13 protein-coding genes are annotated in these 19549 nt (G+C 36.3%); 3 read left to right on the forward strand and 10 right to left on the reverse strand.

Annotation, left to right across the window (positions count from 1 at the left end; all coding sequences use genetic code 11):
- Positions 1-28: 28 nt before the first annotated feature.
- Positions 29-2140: a glycoside hydrolase family 97 protein gene (locus tag J7E44_RS13215; RefSeq protein WP_214830525.1), complete on the forward strand. Its 2112-nt coding sequence runs from the start codon at positions 29-31 to the stop codon at positions 2138-2140.
- Entirely contained in the window at positions 2140-4179 is a 2040-nt protein-coding gene (locus tag J7E44_RS13220) for a kojibiose hydrolase (protein WP_214830527.1), read from the forward strand. Before J7E44_RS13215 ends, J7E44_RS13220 begins: the two co-directional genes overlap by 1 nt.
- A 29-nt stretch (positions 4180-4208) precedes the next feature.
- On the opposite strand, the gene J7E44_RS13225 is transcribed toward J7E44_RS13220, so the two are convergent.
- From J7E44_RS13225 to J7E44_RS13270, 10 genes are all read right to left on the reverse strand, one after another.
- Entirely contained in the window at positions 4209-5573 is a 1365-nt protein-coding gene (locus tag J7E44_RS13225) for a sugar porter family MFS transporter (protein WP_214830534.1), read from the reverse strand.
- 5 nt (positions 5574-5578) lie between these two features.
- Positions 5579-7333: a class I mannose-6-phosphate isomerase gene (locus J7E44_RS13230; RefSeq protein ID WP_214830536.1), complete on the reverse strand. Its 1755-nt coding sequence runs from the start codon at positions 7331-7333 to the stop codon at positions 5579-5581.
- Positions 7334-7365: 32 nt separating this feature from the next.
- Entirely contained in the window at positions 7366-8304 is a 939-nt protein-coding gene (locus J7E44_RS13235) for an ROK family protein (RefSeq protein WP_214830538.1), read from the reverse strand.
- A 16-nt stretch (positions 8305-8320) separates the two neighbouring features.
- A complete protein-coding gene (locus tag J7E44_RS13240; RefSeq protein ID WP_251040572.1) occupies positions 8321-11650 on the reverse strand; it encodes a glycoside hydrolase family 38 N-terminal domain-containing protein in 3330 nt (1109 codons plus the stop codon).
- A gap of 61 nt (positions 11651-11711) precedes the next feature.
- Complete coding sequence (locus J7E44_RS13245) at positions 11712-12473, reverse strand: GntR family transcriptional regulator (RefSeq protein ID WP_214830540.1); 762 nt, start codon at positions 12471-12473, stop codon at positions 11712-11714.
- Positions 12474-12614: 141 nt separating this feature from the next.
- A complete protein-coding gene (locus tag J7E44_RS13250) occupies positions 12615-15302 on the reverse strand; it encodes a TonB-dependent receptor domain-containing protein (protein WP_214830542.1) in 2688 nt (895 codons plus the stop codon).
- Positions 15303-15369: 67 nt separating this feature from the next.
- Positions 15370-15732, reverse strand: coding sequence for a hypothetical protein (locus tag J7E44_RS13255; protein ID WP_214830544.1), 363 nt, complete (start codon positions 15730-15732; stop codon positions 15370-15372).
- Between the two features lie 19 nt (positions 15733-15751).
- Positions 15752-16411, reverse strand: a complete 660-nt coding sequence (locus J7E44_RS13260; protein ID WP_214830546.1) for a hypothetical protein — start codon at positions 16409-16411, stop codon at positions 15752-15754.
- Positions 16412-16489: 78 nt separating this feature from the next.
- Positions 16490-17176: a response regulator transcription factor gene (locus tag J7E44_RS13265; RefSeq protein ID WP_007842513.1), complete on the reverse strand. Its 687-nt coding sequence runs from the start codon at positions 17174-17176 to the stop codon at positions 16490-16492.
- A gap of 102 nt (positions 17177-17278) precedes the next feature.
- Complete coding sequence (locus J7E44_RS13270) at positions 17279-18826, reverse strand: sensor histidine kinase (protein WP_214830547.1); 1548 nt, start codon at positions 18824-18826, stop codon at positions 17279-17281.
- Between the two features lie 202 nt (positions 18827-19028).
- Here J7E44_RS13270 and J7E44_RS13275 point away from each other — a divergent pair, with 202 nt between their 5' ends.
- A complete protein-coding gene (locus tag J7E44_RS13275; RefSeq protein WP_214830549.1) occupies positions 19029-19520 on the forward strand; it encodes an SRPBCC family protein in 492 nt (163 codons plus the stop codon).
- The last annotated feature ends 29 nt before the right edge of the window (positions 19521-19549 follow it).

The following is a 19549-nucleotide window of genomic DNA, read 5'->3' on the forward strand; positions in this document are numbered from 1 at the left end:
GGCAGGGGCTTTTTTAAGATTAAATAGTATGAAGAGAAATATTATATCTTTTTGTGTGTTTATGCTGTTTGCAGCTATTGTATCAGGGCAATCCCTTTCATCTCCCAATAGTCAGCTAAAATTAAATTTTAAAATTGAAGGTGAGGGAGTTCCATATTATTCATTAAACTATAAGGATCAATCAATTCTGAAAGATAGTCGGTTGGGGTTTGTTTTAAAACCTTCCTATTCGTATTTTTCTGAATTTAAAGTTGATAAGGTTGAATATTCATCTTTTAATAAAAGTTGGATTGCGGTTTGGGGGCCAAACAAAGAAGTTGAAAACCATTACAACGAAATGCTTGTTCATTTAATTCAAAATAAAACAGGGTGGAAACTTGATATAAGGTTTAAACTTTTTGATGATGGGCTGGGTTTTCGATATGAATTTCCGGTTCAGAATGACTTAAGACATTTTACCATAAAAGATGAAATGACGAATTTTAATTTAGGAAAAGATTATAAAGCGTTTTGGATACCCGCAGATTACGATACGAATGAGTTTCCTGTAACGACTTCGAAATTATCAGAAGTTTCAAAATTAATTGACGACGTTCGAAAAGAATCACTGGCATCGAAAGCTCCAAGCGCTAGTCTTGCTGTACAGACACCATTGATGCTGAAGTCAGAAGATGGGATATACATTAATATTCATGAAGCTGCTTTAGTCAATTTTGCAGCGATGACATTGAATATTGATGATAAAAATTTTACTTTAACTTCGAATTTAACGCCCGATAAAAATGGAGATAGAGGTTTCATTCAAACGGGTTCAGTAAGTCCTTGGCGTACTATGATTATCAGTAATGATGCAAGGCAGATTCTTTCCTCTAACCTCATTATTAACCTTAATGAACCAAGCAAGGTAGAAGATACTTCCTGGATTAAACCAACCAAATATATTGGTGTCTGGTGGGAGTATTTTACAGGCGGAGGTTCTACTTGGGCATATTCTGATAATCAGGACGTCAGAATTGGGGAAACAGATTATAAAACCTTAAAACCGAATGGAAGACACGGAGCCAATACAAAACATGTAAAAGAATATATAGATTTTGCCTCAGAAAATGGATTCGATGCAGTTTTAGTAGAGGGCTGGAATGAAGGTTGGGAAGATAATCAAGCTTACAGAAAAGAACAAATTTACAGTTTTACAAAAGCGTATCCGGATTTTGATGTAAAAGAACTTCAGGCATATGCAAAAAGCAAAAAAGTAAAAATTATAATGCATCATGAAACAACATCTTCAGTCATTGATTATGAACGACAGCTTAAAGAGAGTTTTCAATTTATGAAAGATAATGGGTATGATGCTGTAAAAACCGGATATGTAGGCCCTATAATTCCCAGAAGCGAATATCATGATAGTCAATGGATGGTAAACCACTATAAATACGTTGCAGAAATGGCGGCCAGATATCATATTATGGTTGATTCACATGAGGCGGTAAGGCCAACCGGCTTACACCGAACTTTCCCCAATTGGATTGCCCAGGAATCTGCGCGCGGAACAGAGTTTGAATCTTTTAACGGAAACAGACCGGATCATACAACAATATTGCCCTTTACCAGATTAATAGGTGGGCCAATGGATTATACGCCGGGGATCTTTGAAGGTGATTTGTCCGTGTATGGAAATAATAAGGCAAAATTAAGTACAACACTAGCTAAGCAATTGGCTCTTTACGTTACAATATACAGTCCTCTCCAAATGGCAGCAGATCTGATTGAGAACTATAAAAAATATCCTGATGCTTTTCAGTTTATTAAAGATGTTGCTGTTGACTGGGATGCTTCCTATATTCTTGAGGCAGAACCTGGAGATTATATTACCATAGCTAGAAAAGCAAAAAATAAAAATGAATGGTTTGTTGGAAGTATCACTGATGAAAACTCCAGAGAGGCTATTGTTGATCTTGCATTTTTACCTAAAGGCAAAAAATTTGAAGCCACTATTTATAAAGATGGAAAAGATGCAGACTGGAAGACTAATCCTAAACGTTATGAAATATCTAAACAACAGGTAAATTCAAACAGTAAGCTGAAAATAAAAGTGGCACCTGGTGGCGGATTTGCGATAAGTATAAAACATTTAAGATAATGAAAAAATCACTTGTTCTTTTCTCTGTATTCTTTGCGGGTTTCTTCAAACTTTGTCTTGCACAGGATCCATGGATCATCAAATCTGAAAAGATCGAACCTAATAACTATACTGGAATTTCGGTTTCTAATGGTATGATAGGTGTTGTTTCATCACCAGAACCATTGAAGGTAGGAAGTGTTATTCTAGCTGGAGTTTATGATCAATATGGGCGGGGAAGGACAAGTAATTTCCTTTCGAATTTTAATATATTGGATATTAATTTATCCATCAATTGGCAACAAATCAACAGAAATAATATAAGCAACTATAGCCAGAGGATTGATCTTAAGACGGCTACTTTTTCAGGCTCGTTTGATTACGGAGATATTGCCCATGTTGAATATAAGTATACAGCATTGAGACATCTGCCCAATAATGTGTTGCTTACTGTGAGTATTCAGCCTAAAAAAGATTTGGCATTCGTTGCTGAAAGCAATATAAAGACACCACAAGGATTTATACAGCCCCAACAATATTATACTGAAATAACACCACCGCACGCAACGATTCCTCTTCTTACATCTGTAGCAAAAAGTCCTACCGGAGCAGTGACAGTGGCAGCGAGTACAACTTTTGTATTTTCTGAAGAACAATACACCCAACCTAAGATTTCCCATGAGATGCGTGATAGTGATACCCACCTCATGAAATTCGTTAAAAAACTGAAAACCTCAGAAAAGCCTTATACTTTTTCAGTAATAGGATCTTTAATTACCTCATCTCAGGTTAACGATCCATTCAATGCAGTAGAAAGATTAAGTATCTACGCAAATTTGCAGGACCCCGATAATCTTTATAAAAAACATGAAGCAGAATGGCAAAAATTATGGGAGGGAGATATTGAAATAGAAGGGGATCCACAGGTACAACAGGATATTCATAATATGCTGTATCATCTTTATTCATTTTCCAGAGAAGGATCTAATCATTCGCTATCACCTGCGGGACTTAGTGGTACTGGGTACAACGGCCATGTTTTTTGGGATACGGAAATGTTCATGTTCAAACCATTGCTGTTTTTTCATCCAGAAATGGCTAAAAGCCTTGTAGAATACAGATATGATCGTTTAAAAGCAGCAGAAATGAATGCTGCAATACATGGTTATAAAGGAGCGATGTTTCCATGGGAAAGCGCTATGTCAGGAGAAGAAGAGACTCCTGTTTGGGCTTTATCAGGAACTTATGAGCATCATATAACAGGGGATGTTGCATTTGCTACCTGGTATTATTATCTTTTTACTAAGGACATAAAATGGCTTAAAGAAAAAGGATGGCCTGTTTTGCAAAAAACCGCCGAATTTTGGCAGTCCAGGGTGGAAAAGAAAGGAAGCGAATATCATATTAAAAATGTAGTAGCAGCTGATGAATGGGCAGAGAATATTGATAATAATGCGTATACTAATGCCATTGCAAAACTGAATTTACAATTTGCAAATGCTGCAGCTAAAGCCCTTGATTTACTATTAAACAAAGATTGGGATGATATTGCTGAGCATCTTGTTTTTACAAAATTAGAAAATGGGGTTACAAAGGAGTATGACACCTACAAAGGAGAACCGATTAAACAGGCAGATGTCAATCTCTTGGCTTACCCTCTTCACATTATTCAGGATAAAAATCAGATCCGAAAAGATCTGGAATATTATCAAAAACGAGTGCCTAATCAAAAGACTCCCGCGATGAGCAAGGCTATTTTTGCATTATTATACAGTCGGTTGGGGGATGGAAAACAGGCTTATAAGTTGTTTAAAGAATCTTATGAACCTAATCTTTTACCTCCATTTAGAGTTTTTGCCGAAACGGTTGAAGGAGATAACCCCTACTTTATTACTGGAGCTGGAGGTACTCTTCAGACAATGATCATGGGATTTGGAGGAGTTGATATCGATGAAAAAGGATCATTGAAAAAAATAAAAAGTACATTACCATCTCATTGGAAAAAGGTTGTTGTAAAAGGAATTGGTTCTGAAAACTTAATATTTTCGAACAGTCAATAAGAAAATGGGATTTTTAAAGAGATTTATTTTCAAAAGACCTTCTCTTGATTCCATGTGTCCTCTATTTCCTCCAGGGTTTTTCCTTTGGTTTCAGGAACTTTTTTCCAGATAAACAGGAAAGCGATTATTGCAATGACCATATATAACCAGAAAGTATAAGAATTACCTATAGTTCCTATAAGTACCGGAAAGGTTTGGGACACTAAAAATACAGCTAACCACAGAAAAAATGTGGCAACGGACATTGCTGTAGCACGCGCCTTCGTAGGAAATATTTCGGCAATAACAACAAAAGCAAGAGGTCCCATTGACATTGCAAAACAAGCAATATACCCCAGAATTGCAATGAGTATCAAATAGCCTTGTTGTTGAATGTAAAACCCCCACCCAATAATAAACAAACAAATAGCCATACCTGAAATACCAAATAGCAACAGCTTTTTACGTCCCCAGGTATCAACATACTTTATAGCTACAAAGGTGAAAATTACATTAATGATACCTACCAAAACAGTTTGCATAAATGCAGAATCTGATCCTACACCTGTTGATTTGAAAATTTCCGGTGCATAATACATGATGGCATTAATTCCGGTAATCTGTGAGAATATGGCGAGTAGTATACCGATAAATAATGCCCGTTTTAGTTTAGGTTCTTTTAGAATAGAAAAAGAAAAAGGCTTTTCATCTTTCAACGATGCGGTAATGGAATTTAATTCTCGTTGTGCTATTATTGGCCCGTTGATCTGACTTAGAATAGCCAATGCCTCAACGTTCCTTGCTTGTCCGGCCAGCCAACGAGGACTTTCGGGCACGGTAAGCAATAACAATATAAAAATAATAGAAGGTATAACTCCTGAACCAAACATCCATCGCCATCCGGTTGAGATATTCCAGGAGTCATTATGTATACCGGCGATATAGGCATTTACAAAATAAATAACTAAAATACCAGATACAATCCCAAGTTGAAATATTGAAATCAACCGTCCTCTTATTGCAGCAGGTGCCATTTCTGAGATATACATAGGAGAGAGCATAGAAGCGATACCGATGCCCATACCACCTATAATTCGGAATACTACAAAGAGCCAAAGACTCGGCGCAAGTGATGTCCCTATAGAAGAAATAGTAAACAATAACGCTGAAAGCATGAGTACTTTTTTACGACCGACACGGTCACTAAGTGCTCCGGAATACATGGCTCCTATGATACAGCCTAATAAAGCACAGGAAGCAACCCAGCCTGTCATAATATCAGATAAGTGATAATAAGTTCGCATAAAGCCAATAGCTCCGGAGATAACAGCAGTATCATAACCAAATAATAAGCCGCCTACAGATGCCACCAGAGTTGCTTTATAGATCATATTAGAATTTACAGTTGATTGCATGTGGTTTATTTTAAAACTTTATTGGTGATCATATTTGTACGGACACTTGCTTTTATGGTAACACATTCTTTACCTATACTTTCACCATATGGGGTAATAGTATAAGCTCCAACATGGGCAGGAACAATAAAAGTTTCGGCATAATGAATAATGTATGGCTCAAAACTTAGGTCTGGACTTTCTACTATTACCTCACGCCCATCCACGAGATTCAGGACATTGACAACATCTTGGGTGTGGTGAACTACTTTTTTAGTAAACCAATGTCTTCGGGTTTCAATAAACGATGATGCATCCAGCCCGGTACGTTCTTCACGCCAACCATCTCCCTCAGCAACAGGCTCAGTAAGATTTAGAATATTTTCTTTTGTCCATGATGAGGTGCGATCCCATTGTATTACATTTCTACCATGTTCCAGTGATATAGGTCTTGGTTTGCCATCCAGTCCCATTCGTCCCCAATCCCAAAGCTTAAATGTAAAAATATAGGGTGTTGCGCTAATTTCTAATACCACAGAATTTGCTCCTGAACAATGTACAGTACCTGCAGGTATAGATACGTGGTCATGTTTGCGGACAGGCCATTTTTGTACATATTGTTCTGCATCAAAAGGGATTTGATCATTTTGGGCTATTTCCAGCTGCTGCATCATAGAATCAGGATCAACACCTTCTTTTAGACCCAGATATACAAAAGCATCTTCTTTGGTATCCAGCATATAATAGCTTTCATCCTGCGTATAAGGCATCCCGAATTTTTCTTTAATATATTCTTTCAGTGGATGTACCTGCAGACTTAGATTGCCTCCCTCCATGGTGTCCAGAAAATCAAAACGAATAGGGAATTCATCTCCGAATCCATCGTATACTTGTTTTCCTAATAAAGCTTCCGATTGGAAAAACACTAAATTAATGGAAGGTATTTCTACCACCTGATTACCAAAACCTAACAACAGGCTGTTTTCTTCGGGAACACAATCGAATCCCCATGCATAATTGGGAAGGCTTCTGTCCAGGTCACAAACTTCTTTCAGCCACTGACCGCCCCAAGGGCCTGGATCAAAAAAAGGAACGACCCTGAAAGGAGCTTTTACTGTTTGCTGAAGTGCGTCAAATAGAGCAGTAGCACTTATCATTTTGGGTTGATTGAGTAATGTAGTGTCCAAAACGAAGTTACAATTATTCAGTATTCTTTTCTTATAGTGGTCACAGACACGCCAATCTACAAAGTAGGCATGTTTATATTGATATGCAAAAGAGTCGGTATAATTGAATCTACCAAGATTACAGGCTGTATTTTTACGATAACGCATCTGTATTTCCCATCGTGGCATATCAGCATAGATCGTGAGATCAGGTTTTTTTGCAAGCAAAGTGGCACCCGGACCAACCACTACAGTACAGCCATTAATATCAGCGATCTGGTTTTGAAATTCAGCTATTGTAGAAGGATCAAAATAATCTTCCAATTTCAGAGGTGCGATATAACCGAATACCGGATCATCCGTGACATAGGGTTGCACCATTGCTGCTATTTCGTGCTCTGATTTCATAGCTTGCTGCGTATTGACAAGCAGTTGAGGATTTAAGAATTTCTGTAATGAGGTAATGATCTCTTCCACAAATACACCCGGATAACATTCTACTGCAATTATCTTAGGAATATCTCTTTTTAATTGTTCTGCAATGTTTTCCCATCCTGCCATACAATGGTGATCTTGTATTTCAACGACCGGGAATTTATTAAAATTTGATTTCATTCCGTACTATTTCGTTTATTCTATTGTTTTTATTAATTGGATATCAAATGTGCCATACCTAATAAAGCTGCCATCTCAGGAAATTCTGCTGTTTCAATTTTTACAGTTCCCCAAGGTGTCCACGCGTGAGCTTCAACTTGTTTTCTTATATAAGGGATGATTTGAGAACCGCTCGCCATGATTCCACCAGAAAGTATAAGTGCTTCCGGATCATAAGCATGGACCAGATTAATAGCACATGCAGACCATGCCTGAAGACTTTGATCGCGTATTTGTAATGCTGTTTCATCTCCTTCTTCTGCCAAGCCGAAAATCAATTCATAGTCAACTTCTGGAATGGAGGCAAGTCTGCTTTCTGCGAAATTTTTATCAGAATTTATGATGGTTGCAAGATTCCAGGTAGAAGCTTCTGTTTCTACACATCCTTTATTGCCACAATTGCATAACCCTCCTTTGTAATTGATAACCGAATGCCCTCCCAGTATACCCGCAGTGAAATGCTTGCCTCTCAGCAATTGCCCTTCCATGATAGCTGCGCTTCCTATTCCTGTTCCCAGAGTCATGAGAACAATATTATCGTAATCCTGTGCTTTCCCATATTTCCATTCTCCCAGTAATGCAGCACGTGCATCATTTTCAATAAAAAATGGTAGGCCAAATGCCTGTAGGCACCATTCTTCTAAATTAATTTCTGGAGCATCGCCAAATTTTTCATCAATAGAAAGTATTTTTTTCTGATGATTGTCCACAATACCGGGAGAGGCAATGCCTAATCCGGCAATACCTGTCAAAGAAAGTCTTTCCTGTAACAGTAACTTCTCTACAGTTTCCTGTATATAGGGTAGCCGTGATCTAAGACCATTATTGGAATTAGCATCGATGGAAGAAGAGGCCAGCAAAGAATTATTATATACTATACCTATTTTAATTCTGGTACCTCCCATGTCTATGGTAATGACTGGTTTTGACATTCTGGTTGCTTTTATGTTATGGGATTGCTTTAATTTCAATAACGTCCATACCTGATAAACTAAATGTTTCGTTAGCTGAAAATACTTTGCCTGTTTTAGGGTTGATTAGTTTTGATGGTTTTAATTTCCCCCATTTGAACGCAGTATTCTGTTCTTTTTCGTCAGGGTTATAAAGTCTTATAAGAAAACTATGATCTTCCTGCGGTGTTACACTTGTCACTACAATTTTATCGTTGTTCATCTGAAAAAGACTTCCCTCGATAGGTGCTTTTTCACGAACGTGAATTGCGATGAGAGGCTGTGTGAAAGCGGCTGCATACTTTTCATTTTCCACAGCATTAAAAGTACCGTGTGGACGAAGTGCGTAGCGATAGTGTACCGGCCCCTCCTGATCTGCTTTGTAATTGGTATGCCAATAGTTGTTCATCGCATAACTGAACCAATTAGTGGTGCCAGGTGTGCCTTTATCTTTCCACTTTTTATGGCTGTTATCAATAACCATTCTTTCATCTATCATTTCCGAAGCTTCAATTAATGGTGTTTCTAATAACATCCATTGCATACCTTGCTGTCCAAAAGAAGCATCTACCCAACGGCGGCTGTACCAATAATCCATATTGGAACCCGGAAGCTGATCAGTAAGATATTTCATAATACCATAACCCGCATCTACTGTAATGTTTTTGAATCCTGCATTGAAAGGAAAACCAAAATGAACCGATTCCTTAGTACGGACAGACTTTTTATCTATAATATTTTCTAATGCTACTTCATCATTGTCAACAAACAGCGTAATAATTTTCTCGAGTTTGTTAGCTCCTGGTGCTTCTGATGTTAATGAGATCTTAGCCATTACAGGACCATTTTCCAATACTTTTACCTGCACATTCGAATTAGATAATGCTTCTTTCGGGTCAGATCCAGGTACATACCAATAACTATTTAAACCCTGGTTGTTAAAGCTTCCAGCGTAATTCGTTGTCCCATTATCTGTAAAATGAGTAATACTTCCTGTTTTATTATCCCAGATTAATGTTACCTTTCCATTAGAGATACTATTGGAAGTAATTGAAAAAGGACTTGCTTTAGGAGATGTAGATTTTATAATGGTATAGGTTGAAGAACCTAGTGGTGGAATATTTTTCGCAATAAATGCCATAGTTCCATTTTCCAGTTTTTGTAATGGCATCATGTTACCAGCAGCATCCTGAACAGTATTACCTTGTGTAGTTGCTGGAATGATCGCTGTGCCACTGCGTATCCAAGATGATGTGTTGAAAACAGCTATGGTTTTAGATGCCGGATCTGTCAATGGGTGTAATAGATCCGTTTCAAGTTTGTTTGTCTGTGTACTGCCATCAAGAGAAAATTGTTTTTTTACCTGCCATTGATCTTTAACGAAAGGAAGATCTGGGGCTGTAATACTATTAAATGCTCCCCATGTATGTTCATGAAAAAGGATTACGTTTCTCCATGCTTCATAAAAGTTTTGATTATTATATTCAAGAGGATTTAACATTGAGTAGAGTGTTGTGATCTGTTGCAGTTTCAGGCTGGTGTTTCTGTTAATTCCTTCTTCCTTGGCTGTAGACATAGCTCCGTCTTCCCAGTGAGGGCTGATATCACCTTTTACAACTGGAATCTGATCTCCATATTTTTTTTCAAATACTTCAAACATCTTTTCATTTGTACTCAGTACGATTTTAGGTGAAGTATATTTTTTATTCCACTCATCTACAAATTTTGAAATAGAAGGATCTATTGGTCCATTATCTGATACAATATTATAACGCCATTGAACCATGTCGTATGGATAATTGTTTTTCGTAAGATCATCAAGATATTCTGATATTTTTTTCTGACCATTGTCAAATACTCCTCCAGGATGTATACCGTGCCAGGAAGAATAACCTCTTCCAGCAGTCCAGAATAATATTTTTTCCTTACCGGATGGTGACTGCCACCAAACAGGTTTATCTCCCCAGCTTTTCACAAAATTACCCACACGATCACCCAGATAAGGATTGGTCTTTCCCAGGTAGTTAGGACCGCTGGAAAAGTACTTTACTCCTGCGGATGTAAGAGCAGGAACTAAAGACCAAGCAAATCCTGGAACGTCCGACATCATGGCGCTGTTAATTTTAAAACCATATTCTTTTTCCAGTTTTTGTGCATATTCTGTATAATGGAATAATTCCTCCGGCTGACTGAGCCCTGTTAAAATATTACCATACATCGCGGAAAGACCAATATTTCCTTCTTTTACAGCTTTTACAAAAGATTCCTTCTCCTCAGGAGTTGCCTTTTGCATAAAGTTTTCTACGTCCCAAAGAGCCTCAACATTATATTTAAAACGAGCCTCTTCAGGGAGGTTTCGGGTTTCCTCAATCATCTTGAGAGCATCATAGATATTTTTGGTATGGATTCTTTCTACTTCTGATTGTAAATGGGAATACCCGACATCAGTGTGGGAGTGATGAATAAAATATAAAGTACGCGGGACAACAACTCCAGCTTCAATGGTTTTCCGAAGAAGCTCCTTTTTTCCTGAGCTAACGGTTAGTAGCACATTACCTCCTTTTGGTGAGAGTGAAACAGGAATGTCGAATGTTTTGATACCATCAGGCATAACAAAAGAGAAGGAGTCTTTATGATCGATTTTAGCCGTTATTTTTTGCTCCGGACCGAAATGTAATGTGGTAAGGGTGATAAGACGCTTACCATCTTTTAAAATAAAGGGTGTTGGACTGGCATCTATTTTTTCCTGAAAAGTAAATTTGTAGGTCATAAACCAATCTCTGCTATCCTGAGCCTGTCCTACAAGTTTTAGACGAAGTGGCTTACCAGGTGTTATTTTATGGGTTGGTATACGGAGGTAGGCAATGCCATAAGAGTCTTTCAATCCATCCATTTTTGTTTGGTGGAATACAAAGGCTGTACTATCAGCAGCCTTGGCAATCCAATCTGGGCGTTGATTCGCTGGATAGGTAGTTAGAGTTAACGCTTTTTGGTCATTAATATATAAATCGAAATTACGAATTCCTCCGCTACTGCCTGACGAGTGAGAAACCAGCCAGTTAAAATACACATAAGGCTCCTTGCTTTCCGTTGGTGCTGGTGCTGTTTCCCATTCAATGGTTTTAGCGCCATCAGTTGTACGGGTAAGTAGGGCGCGGGTAGCGTGATCTGGAAATGCTGAAAAATAATCGATATTTTCACCACTTATTTCACGGGTGTAGCCATTCGTTGCTTGAACATTGCCAAAAAAAGGAACCTTTTTCTGAGCATAAATAAAGTTGCCTGTCATAAGAAAAGACATCAGCAAAAGAAAATACTTGTTGGACATGGACTTCATTTTATGATTATATGTTAGAATGTTTGAACATATTGAATTTAAAAAAAATAAATTAGCTCTCAGCAGATTTATTGATATCGATAGTATAAGTGAATTTATCCGAACGATAATAGCCTATATTATATTCTACAGGTTTCCCATTGATATCATAAACAAAACGTTCGCGTTTCAACAACGGAAAAGTAGCAGAAACTTTTAGTTTCTTTCCTATTACAGCACCAGCCTGACAAGCGCTTATGTTTTCCCGGGATCGATGCACGATAATTCCATATTGTTCCTGTAGCATACTATACAATGGGATATTAAAATCATCTTTTTTATCAATACCAATTCTTGGATGAAAATAGCTTTCAAAATATACAATTGGATCCCCTGAGTTCTCTCCCTTCAACTTAGAAAGCTTAAATATTTTTTTATCAGGTGTACAATTAAAGAAATTACATATTTCCTCATTGGGCTGTATCATTTCCGTCTTTAGTGACTGGTTGATCACATTGATGCCTTTTTCCAGCATTTCCCGCGTAAAGCTATACCAGTGATCAAGTCCTGTTACCAGACTTTTCTTTTCAGATATTCGGGTTCCGACACCTTTTTTACGAACAATAAGTCCTTCATGCTCCAATTTATTGGTTGCCTGTCGGATCGTATTCCGGGAAACTCCCCAAAGATTAGCCAGATCCACTTCCTTTGGTAATAAAGCTCCTTTTTTATACACTTCCATTTTGATCAGTTTGCGGAAAAGCTCTTCTACCTGTACATGTAGTGGTAATTTGCTGTTGTGATCAATAGTAAAGTCTTTAGTTAGTATGTTCATACATATGATAAAGTGTAAAGGTAATAATTTTTTAATTCCAGATTGATTTTTTTTTAATTAATTCAAAATATGGTTCATTTAAATTTAAAAACAGCACCAGTATTGATGCTGTTTTGTTGATATGATTTAAATAATTAAGATCTAGAAAGTCACATCAAGACCTACATAAAAATTCGCTTTCATAATAGGCGCGTAAACCATTCCGCCATCAAAATAATTACCAAAAGGATTTTTAAAATCTACAATTGCATTCTTTTGATTGTAAGAAGTTAAATTCTCACCACCAAAATAAGCCCTTATTTTTTTGTTGAAACTTCTTGAGACTTGTGCGTTTAAAACGGCATAAGAATTAGAATATCCTGGCAATTGAAATTCGGATGGGTTACTTGATGTATCAGGAAGTCTTTGTTTTCCAACCCAGTTTAATGTTGTATCAAAGCTCCAATATCCACCATTATTATTTTTATTGGTAGAATAAGCAAGGTTTACAAACCCACGATTTTTAGCCATAAAAGGAACCTCTCTTCTTCCATCCAGATAATCTGCCTGTACATCATAATACTTATAAGCTACTTTTACCTCGAAGTTTTTTAAAGGAATGAAATCCCACTGTACCTGTAAACTATTAGCAAAAGATTTTCCTTTAAGATTATAAAACACCAGTTGCTGAGGTGATCTGTCAAGATCAACCATCACCTGATCCTGAAAATCTGTTCTGAAGAAATCTGCAACAATAGAAGATTTTCTTCCGAAAATTTTAAATTCCTGTTGTAAACTTGCGCCATAATTCCAGGCTATTTCGGGTTTTAGACCATAAATATCACCCCCATTCTGTATGATCTGAATCGTACGGTTGGAAGCAAAATATTGTTGATTTTCTGCAAAAACAGAAGCCGTTCTGAAACCTCTTCCAGCTGATAATCTTAAAATAGTTTGTGGAGTGAAATCATATTTAAAATTTAATCTTGGAGTAAATTGTGTCCCCGCTAGATTATGAAAATCGATCCTTGCTCCAGCTACCAAAGTATATTTTAATCCTGTTAATGTATATTCGGCAAAAGCTCCCAGTACAATCTCATTTCTTTTGTAAGGGGTTGTAAGGTAGGTTTCATCATAACCATCATACATAAAGCTTGCTCCAGCCTTATATTTATGATTAGTATTCCCAAGGATACTTTCAAAAATTAAATTTGAATAAAATGTATTCTGTTTACCTGAATAATTTCTCAACCCGAAAAAGCTATCCTGCTGGTGGTAAACATATTGATTCATCCAACCCAGGCTCTGGTAAGGCTTTCCTTTAAACACATAACCTGTTTTATTCCACACCTGAAATCTAGAGATATCAATTCCTACTCCATAAGCATTCTGCTTATCCTGAGCCAGTTTTTTGTCAAAACCGGTTTGCCCTGCAGTTCTGTTATCCTTAACAAAATTAATTCCGAAATGAGAACCAAATCCAGACTTTTCAAGATCATTATAATTGAGAAGGTATGCTGTATTAATCTGTGTTCCTTTCGGACGGTCAAGAAAACCATCATCATTCATATCTGTATTTCCAAAAGTTCCATTTCCGTGTAATAGAAAGGTCTGTGACCATTTCTCATTGATAGGAGAAACACTCGTAATATTAGCTTCAGCTCTTCCATTGAAGTCTGAAAAAAGATTTAATGAGGTTTCTGGTTTTTCTGAATTTTTTAAAAGTTCAGTGTTGATTTGTCCGGTAATACTTTCATATCCGTTAGTAACGGTGCTTCCACCTTTGGTAAGCTGGATACTCTCGATCCATCTCCCAGGAATGAAATTTAATCCATAAGCCGATGCCAGACCTCTGATTTCAGGTAAAAGTTCTTTTGTTAAACTGGTGTATTTTTGATCAAGTCCTAACATTTTAAGCTGTTTAGTTCCTGTAACAGCATTGCTAAAAGAAACATCCACTGTAGCATTGGTCTCAAAGCTTTCTGATAAATTACAACAAGCAGCCTTTAATAATTCCTTTTTATCAATATTAAAAACCAAACCCGCATCTTTCTTACTTAATGAAGTAGGCGCTCTGGAGGCAGATAATTTTACTTCTTCAATATTTTTTTCGTGATTACCTTGATCCTGACTGGTTGAAGAAGTTGAATCAGTTTCTTCATGATGTTCAGGCTTTCCAAGTTCATCAACATGTACACCTGCTCCTTTTTCTCCTAACGCAACATTTCTGTCATAAAGACAACAGTCTGGAAGGTGATTATAAACACTGTCCGAAGATTTATACTTTTCATTATCATGTCCCACATCAGCAATCTTTTTTAAAATTTTATCTGCTGAGGTTTTTGTAGTATCGAAATCTAAAATAACAGATTGTTTTTCAGCACTCCATTCTGCAGAGCTCGCTCCAGCGTCTTTTGCTGCTTTTTCAATTCTTGCCTTACATGAAGCGCAATTTCCTTTTACATAAAATTCATTGTCTGCTTTAGAAGCCTGAGCTGATACAGTGGTACTTGAAGGCTGAAGATCTCTTGCATAATGACAACATCCGGGAAGGGCTTCATATGTTTCAATGGATGCTTTGAATTTCTCATTGTCATGACCGGCCTCGGCTACTTTTTTAAGAATATCATTAGTGGAAATAGTGCCTTCAGTTTCTAAAGTTAATGTTTGAGTGTCAATAGAATACCTTGCTGCTTTTGCACCCGCTTTTTTAGCTGTGGTTTCTATTCTTTCTTTACACATCTCGCAGTTTCCTTTTACCTGGAACTGACTTTTAAGATTTTGAGCAAATATAAATTGAATAGATAGTAGACATATACCAAGAATCAACTTGGAAATAAATAATTTCATTTTGTTTAAAATTTAGATTAATTAAAAAACAGCTCATTAGTGGTCTAATGAACATCCATATATTTAATTAAGCTAGCTTGGGCGGTTCCCAAATCTCTTTTAAACGATCCGAAAGGTGAGGATCACAATACTGAAATTGTAGTCTTTTATTCGCTTTGTAATAAGATATTTCTAAAAGCAAACCTTTAGAAAAAGGCGTTTCTATGAATGAAAAACAAGCTACACAGGTCGAACAGCAATCGTCATTACATGATGATTTTGATTTTTCGTGACCTTTAGTTGATTTCGACTGATGATTTTTACAGCAGTCTTCTTTTTTAGACTCTGCTTTACAACATGTTTCCTGAGCTGCCTTTAGAACGAAGTTATCTTTAGGAATCAAAAAGATCCCTAAGCAGAAAATGATGGTTATGATCTGAAATAACTTCACAATGGCAAAATTACAAAAATTATGGTAAAGGATCACCTACTTTCACAGAACAATTATGGAAATGCTCTCCATGAGCAGGATTTAATTTTGGTTTATCACCGCTCGCCAAACTTTGCTGTGGTGTTGAAGCCGGTGTATTTTGTACGACATTTTGTACTGGTTGTACAGCCGGAGCAGGTTTACTGTTTAAAGGCTGTCCCACAGGAATATCACATCGGTGTCCCGGTTGTCCATGTGGAGGATTCATGCCAGGAGCAGTTTTTACCGCTTTCCCAGTTTTATCAACCGTGAATTTCCCCGGTTGTAAGGAATTAGGGTCTATTTGAATAGTTTGTGATCCATTCTTATTAACGACAACATTTTGAGTAGCTTGAGCCTGTGTTGGAGCAGGTTTGCTGTTTAGAGGCTGTCCTACAGGAATATCACATCGATGCCCCGGTTGCCCGTGAGGAGGATTCATGCCTGGAGCAGTAACTGCAGTAGGAGCTGGCGTAGCTGTATACTGTGCATTGGTTTTAATTCCTGCTTGATCTAAAATTGAAGTTTTGGGTGTATTATTAACAGTAACAGCCGGTTGCTGAACAGATGCTTCTTCTTTGACATAGGTTGCTCTTTCGTCTTTTTTGCAAGAAACTGTAAGTATTGAAACAGCAGCAAGACCTAAAAATGTATTTTTCATATCCTATCGTATGAAACAAAATTAGCAAAACATTTTCAATTGTTTTGCTAATTTTATATTTATAATCTTATTTTGGAATTAATTCTTAACCAAAAGTCTGAATCCTTCTCCGTGTACGTTGATGATTTCCAATCCTTCATCATCTTTCAAAAGCTTACGAAGTTTAGCGATATAAACGTCCATACTTCTTGCTGTAAAGTAGTTCTCTTTCTTCCATATCTTTCTTAGTGCCAGATCTCTAGGCATGAAATCATTTCTATGGATACAAAGAAGCTTAAGCAATTCATTTTCCTTTGGAGAAAGTTTATATTCTTTATCGCCCACTCTTAATTGTCTTAGCATAGAATCAAAGAAGATATTGCTGATTTTAAATTGTTCCTGTTCTTCATTTTCTAATGTTGAACTTCTTTGAAGGATTGCTTTGATTTTGTATAAAAGCAATTCAGTATCAAAAGGTTTTGTAATATAATCATCTGCCCCCAATTGATATCCTTTCAAAATATCTTCTCTCATATTTCTTGCAGTCAAGAAAATGATCGGGGTGTTTTTATCAATCTTTTTTACGTCTTCCGCTAATGAGAACCCATCTTTTTTAGGCATCATAACATCGAAAATACAGATATCAAATTCATTTTCTGTGAATTCTTTTAGCCCCTGCTCTCCATCTGTTGCAAGAGTTACTTCAAAATTATTTATCGTTAAATAATCTTTCAATACCGCTCCAAAACTCTGATCGTCTTCTACTAATAATATTCTGTTGCTCATAATTTTAAAAATTAAAAATTAATAATAAGAATGAACTTCCTCACTCTCTCTTCTGTTATATTTGTTATTTGGTTTATCTTTTATTTATTCCAATTATCCCTTTTAGGTCATTGGAAGTTTTATAGTAAATATGCTTCCTTCTCCTTTGTTCGATTCTACTATAATCTGACCTTTATGCAGTTCTACAATTTTCTTAACATAGGAAAGCCCTAGGCCTTGTCCTTTTACGTTATGAATATTTCCTGTTTCTTCTCTGAAAAACTTTTCAAAAATTTTCGTTTTGTTCTGGGTTTCCATTCCCATTCCTTTGTCTGAGATCTCAATAACATAGAAATTGCCTTCATTTCTTGTTTTTATTTTGATATCAGGAGTATCAGGAGAATACTTATTGGCATTATCCAATAAATTCACCAACATATTTGAAATATGAAATTCATCAATTTTAAAATTGTACTTATCAGCAGTGAACTCTTGGGTAAGAGAACCGTTTCTCTGGGTTACAATAAGATTGAAAGACTCCGTTGTTTTTTTGATAAGTTCTCTTACATTGGTTTCTTTCAAAAATAAATTAACTTCATTTCTTTCCAGTTTAGACATATTAAGAACATTTTCCACCTGTTTCTTCATCCTCAGGTTTTCCTGTTTTATAAGACTTGAGTAATATCTAACTTTTTCAGGGTTGGTCGCAATTTTGTCATTGGCTAAAGAATCTGTAGCCACTGAAATAGTTGCTAAAGGAGTCTTAAACTCGTGAGACATATTATTGATGAAGTCGGTCTTTATTTCTGCAAGCTTCTTTTGTCTCATCATATAATTGATAGAGATGATATAGATTCCTAAAATAGTCAGTAATGAAAGGAAAGTTCCCAAAAGCATTGGCCAGTTATTCATGGCTAATGAATATTCCTTTTTAGGAAAAACTAAAGCCAGATTATATAAAGTCCGTTCTTTTTTATCTGTAAAAAGTGGGTAGCTATAGGTATTGTTATCCTTTTTCTCTTTATAAACCTTATTGAAAACGGTGGTAAGTGTATTATTCTTATCCGTAACACCAAAACCAAATTTAGCGGTAATACCCTTCATCTTCAATTCCTTTGTAAGAACTGAGTCCAATATCTTATCATCCACTCTTTTAGTAATAGGAAGATTGTTTCCATATACTTTAGCAAACTCCTTCATCGAATAATCACCGCTTTCTATATCCTGATTGATATCGGTCGTAAGGAGTTCCCGGTTAGTGGTATCTCTCTTCAGCTTATAAGCTGCTTCGTCAGTATATAATGTAGTAAGTTTTAAAGAATCTCCTTTTTTAGAAATTGGGAGCTGAGTTTTTTCAATGATATTTTTAGAATAAATAATCTGTCTTTGTGTCCCGGAATCCTGAACTTGTTGAATCGTAGTCAGGGATGGCTGATTATTATTTGAAATGACATTTTTCCTGAAATTTTTAAAATCCTCATTCAGGTACTTTTCAACTTCAATTTCGGAGATGTTTTTAGCAGTGTTTTCCAATGCTGAATAGACTTTATTAGAAAAGTCTTGTTCCAGGGCACCGTAATATCCTTTCAGCCAATAAAATTGGAGTGTAACAAAGACAATCAGTGAGATCGTCATGAACACTGAAATTATTGGGATGAACTTATTATTCATTATCTTTTTTTAAGTTGTTTGGAATGATGAATGTTAAAATTAATTGTTTTAAGACTTCATAAACAAAAAACGAGCCAAAAAATTGTATTTTTTTTCTTAAAACTATGTTTTTTAACATTTTTTTATAAATCGTAAAAATTACTTGTCATATGAAAAGCGTTGCCTACAAATAAAGAACTAAGTTTGTTAAAAATAATTACGTATGGAATCAAGTATCATTTTTAACAAAGATTTTGACTCGAACAGTGTTTATGTTATGAAAGTCTATGACGCTGATGTTTCAAAAGTGTGGGACTATTTTACCAAATCTGAATTATTGGATCAATGGTGGGCTCCAAAACCTTGGAGTTGTGAAACGGTAAGCATGGATTTTAAAGAAAATGGAGTTTGGTATTATGCCATGGTTGGTCCTGAAGGTGAAAGAATGTATGGACAATTGAAATACGGAGAAATTATGGAGCATAGAAGTTTTGACGGTGTAGATGCTTTTTGTGATGACAAGGGAAACATTAATCAAGACTTTCCACAAGCACAATGGCTTGTTGGATTTACAGGAATAGAAGAGGGTGCAAAAGTGACGGTCAATATTCATTTTGCATCTCAGGATGCCATGAAAAAACAAATTGAAATGGGTTTTGAAGATGGTTTTAAAATGGGGCTGAGTCAGCTAGAAGAAATTCTTAAAGCTAATTAGTCAATTTGAAATCTTCAACAATAAAATAG

The organism is Chryseobacterium sp. ISL-6, assembly GCF_018613715.1.
Taxonomy (GTDB): domain Bacteria; phylum Bacteroidota; class Bacteroidia; order Flavobacteriales; family Weeksellaceae; genus Chryseobacterium; species Chryseobacterium paludis.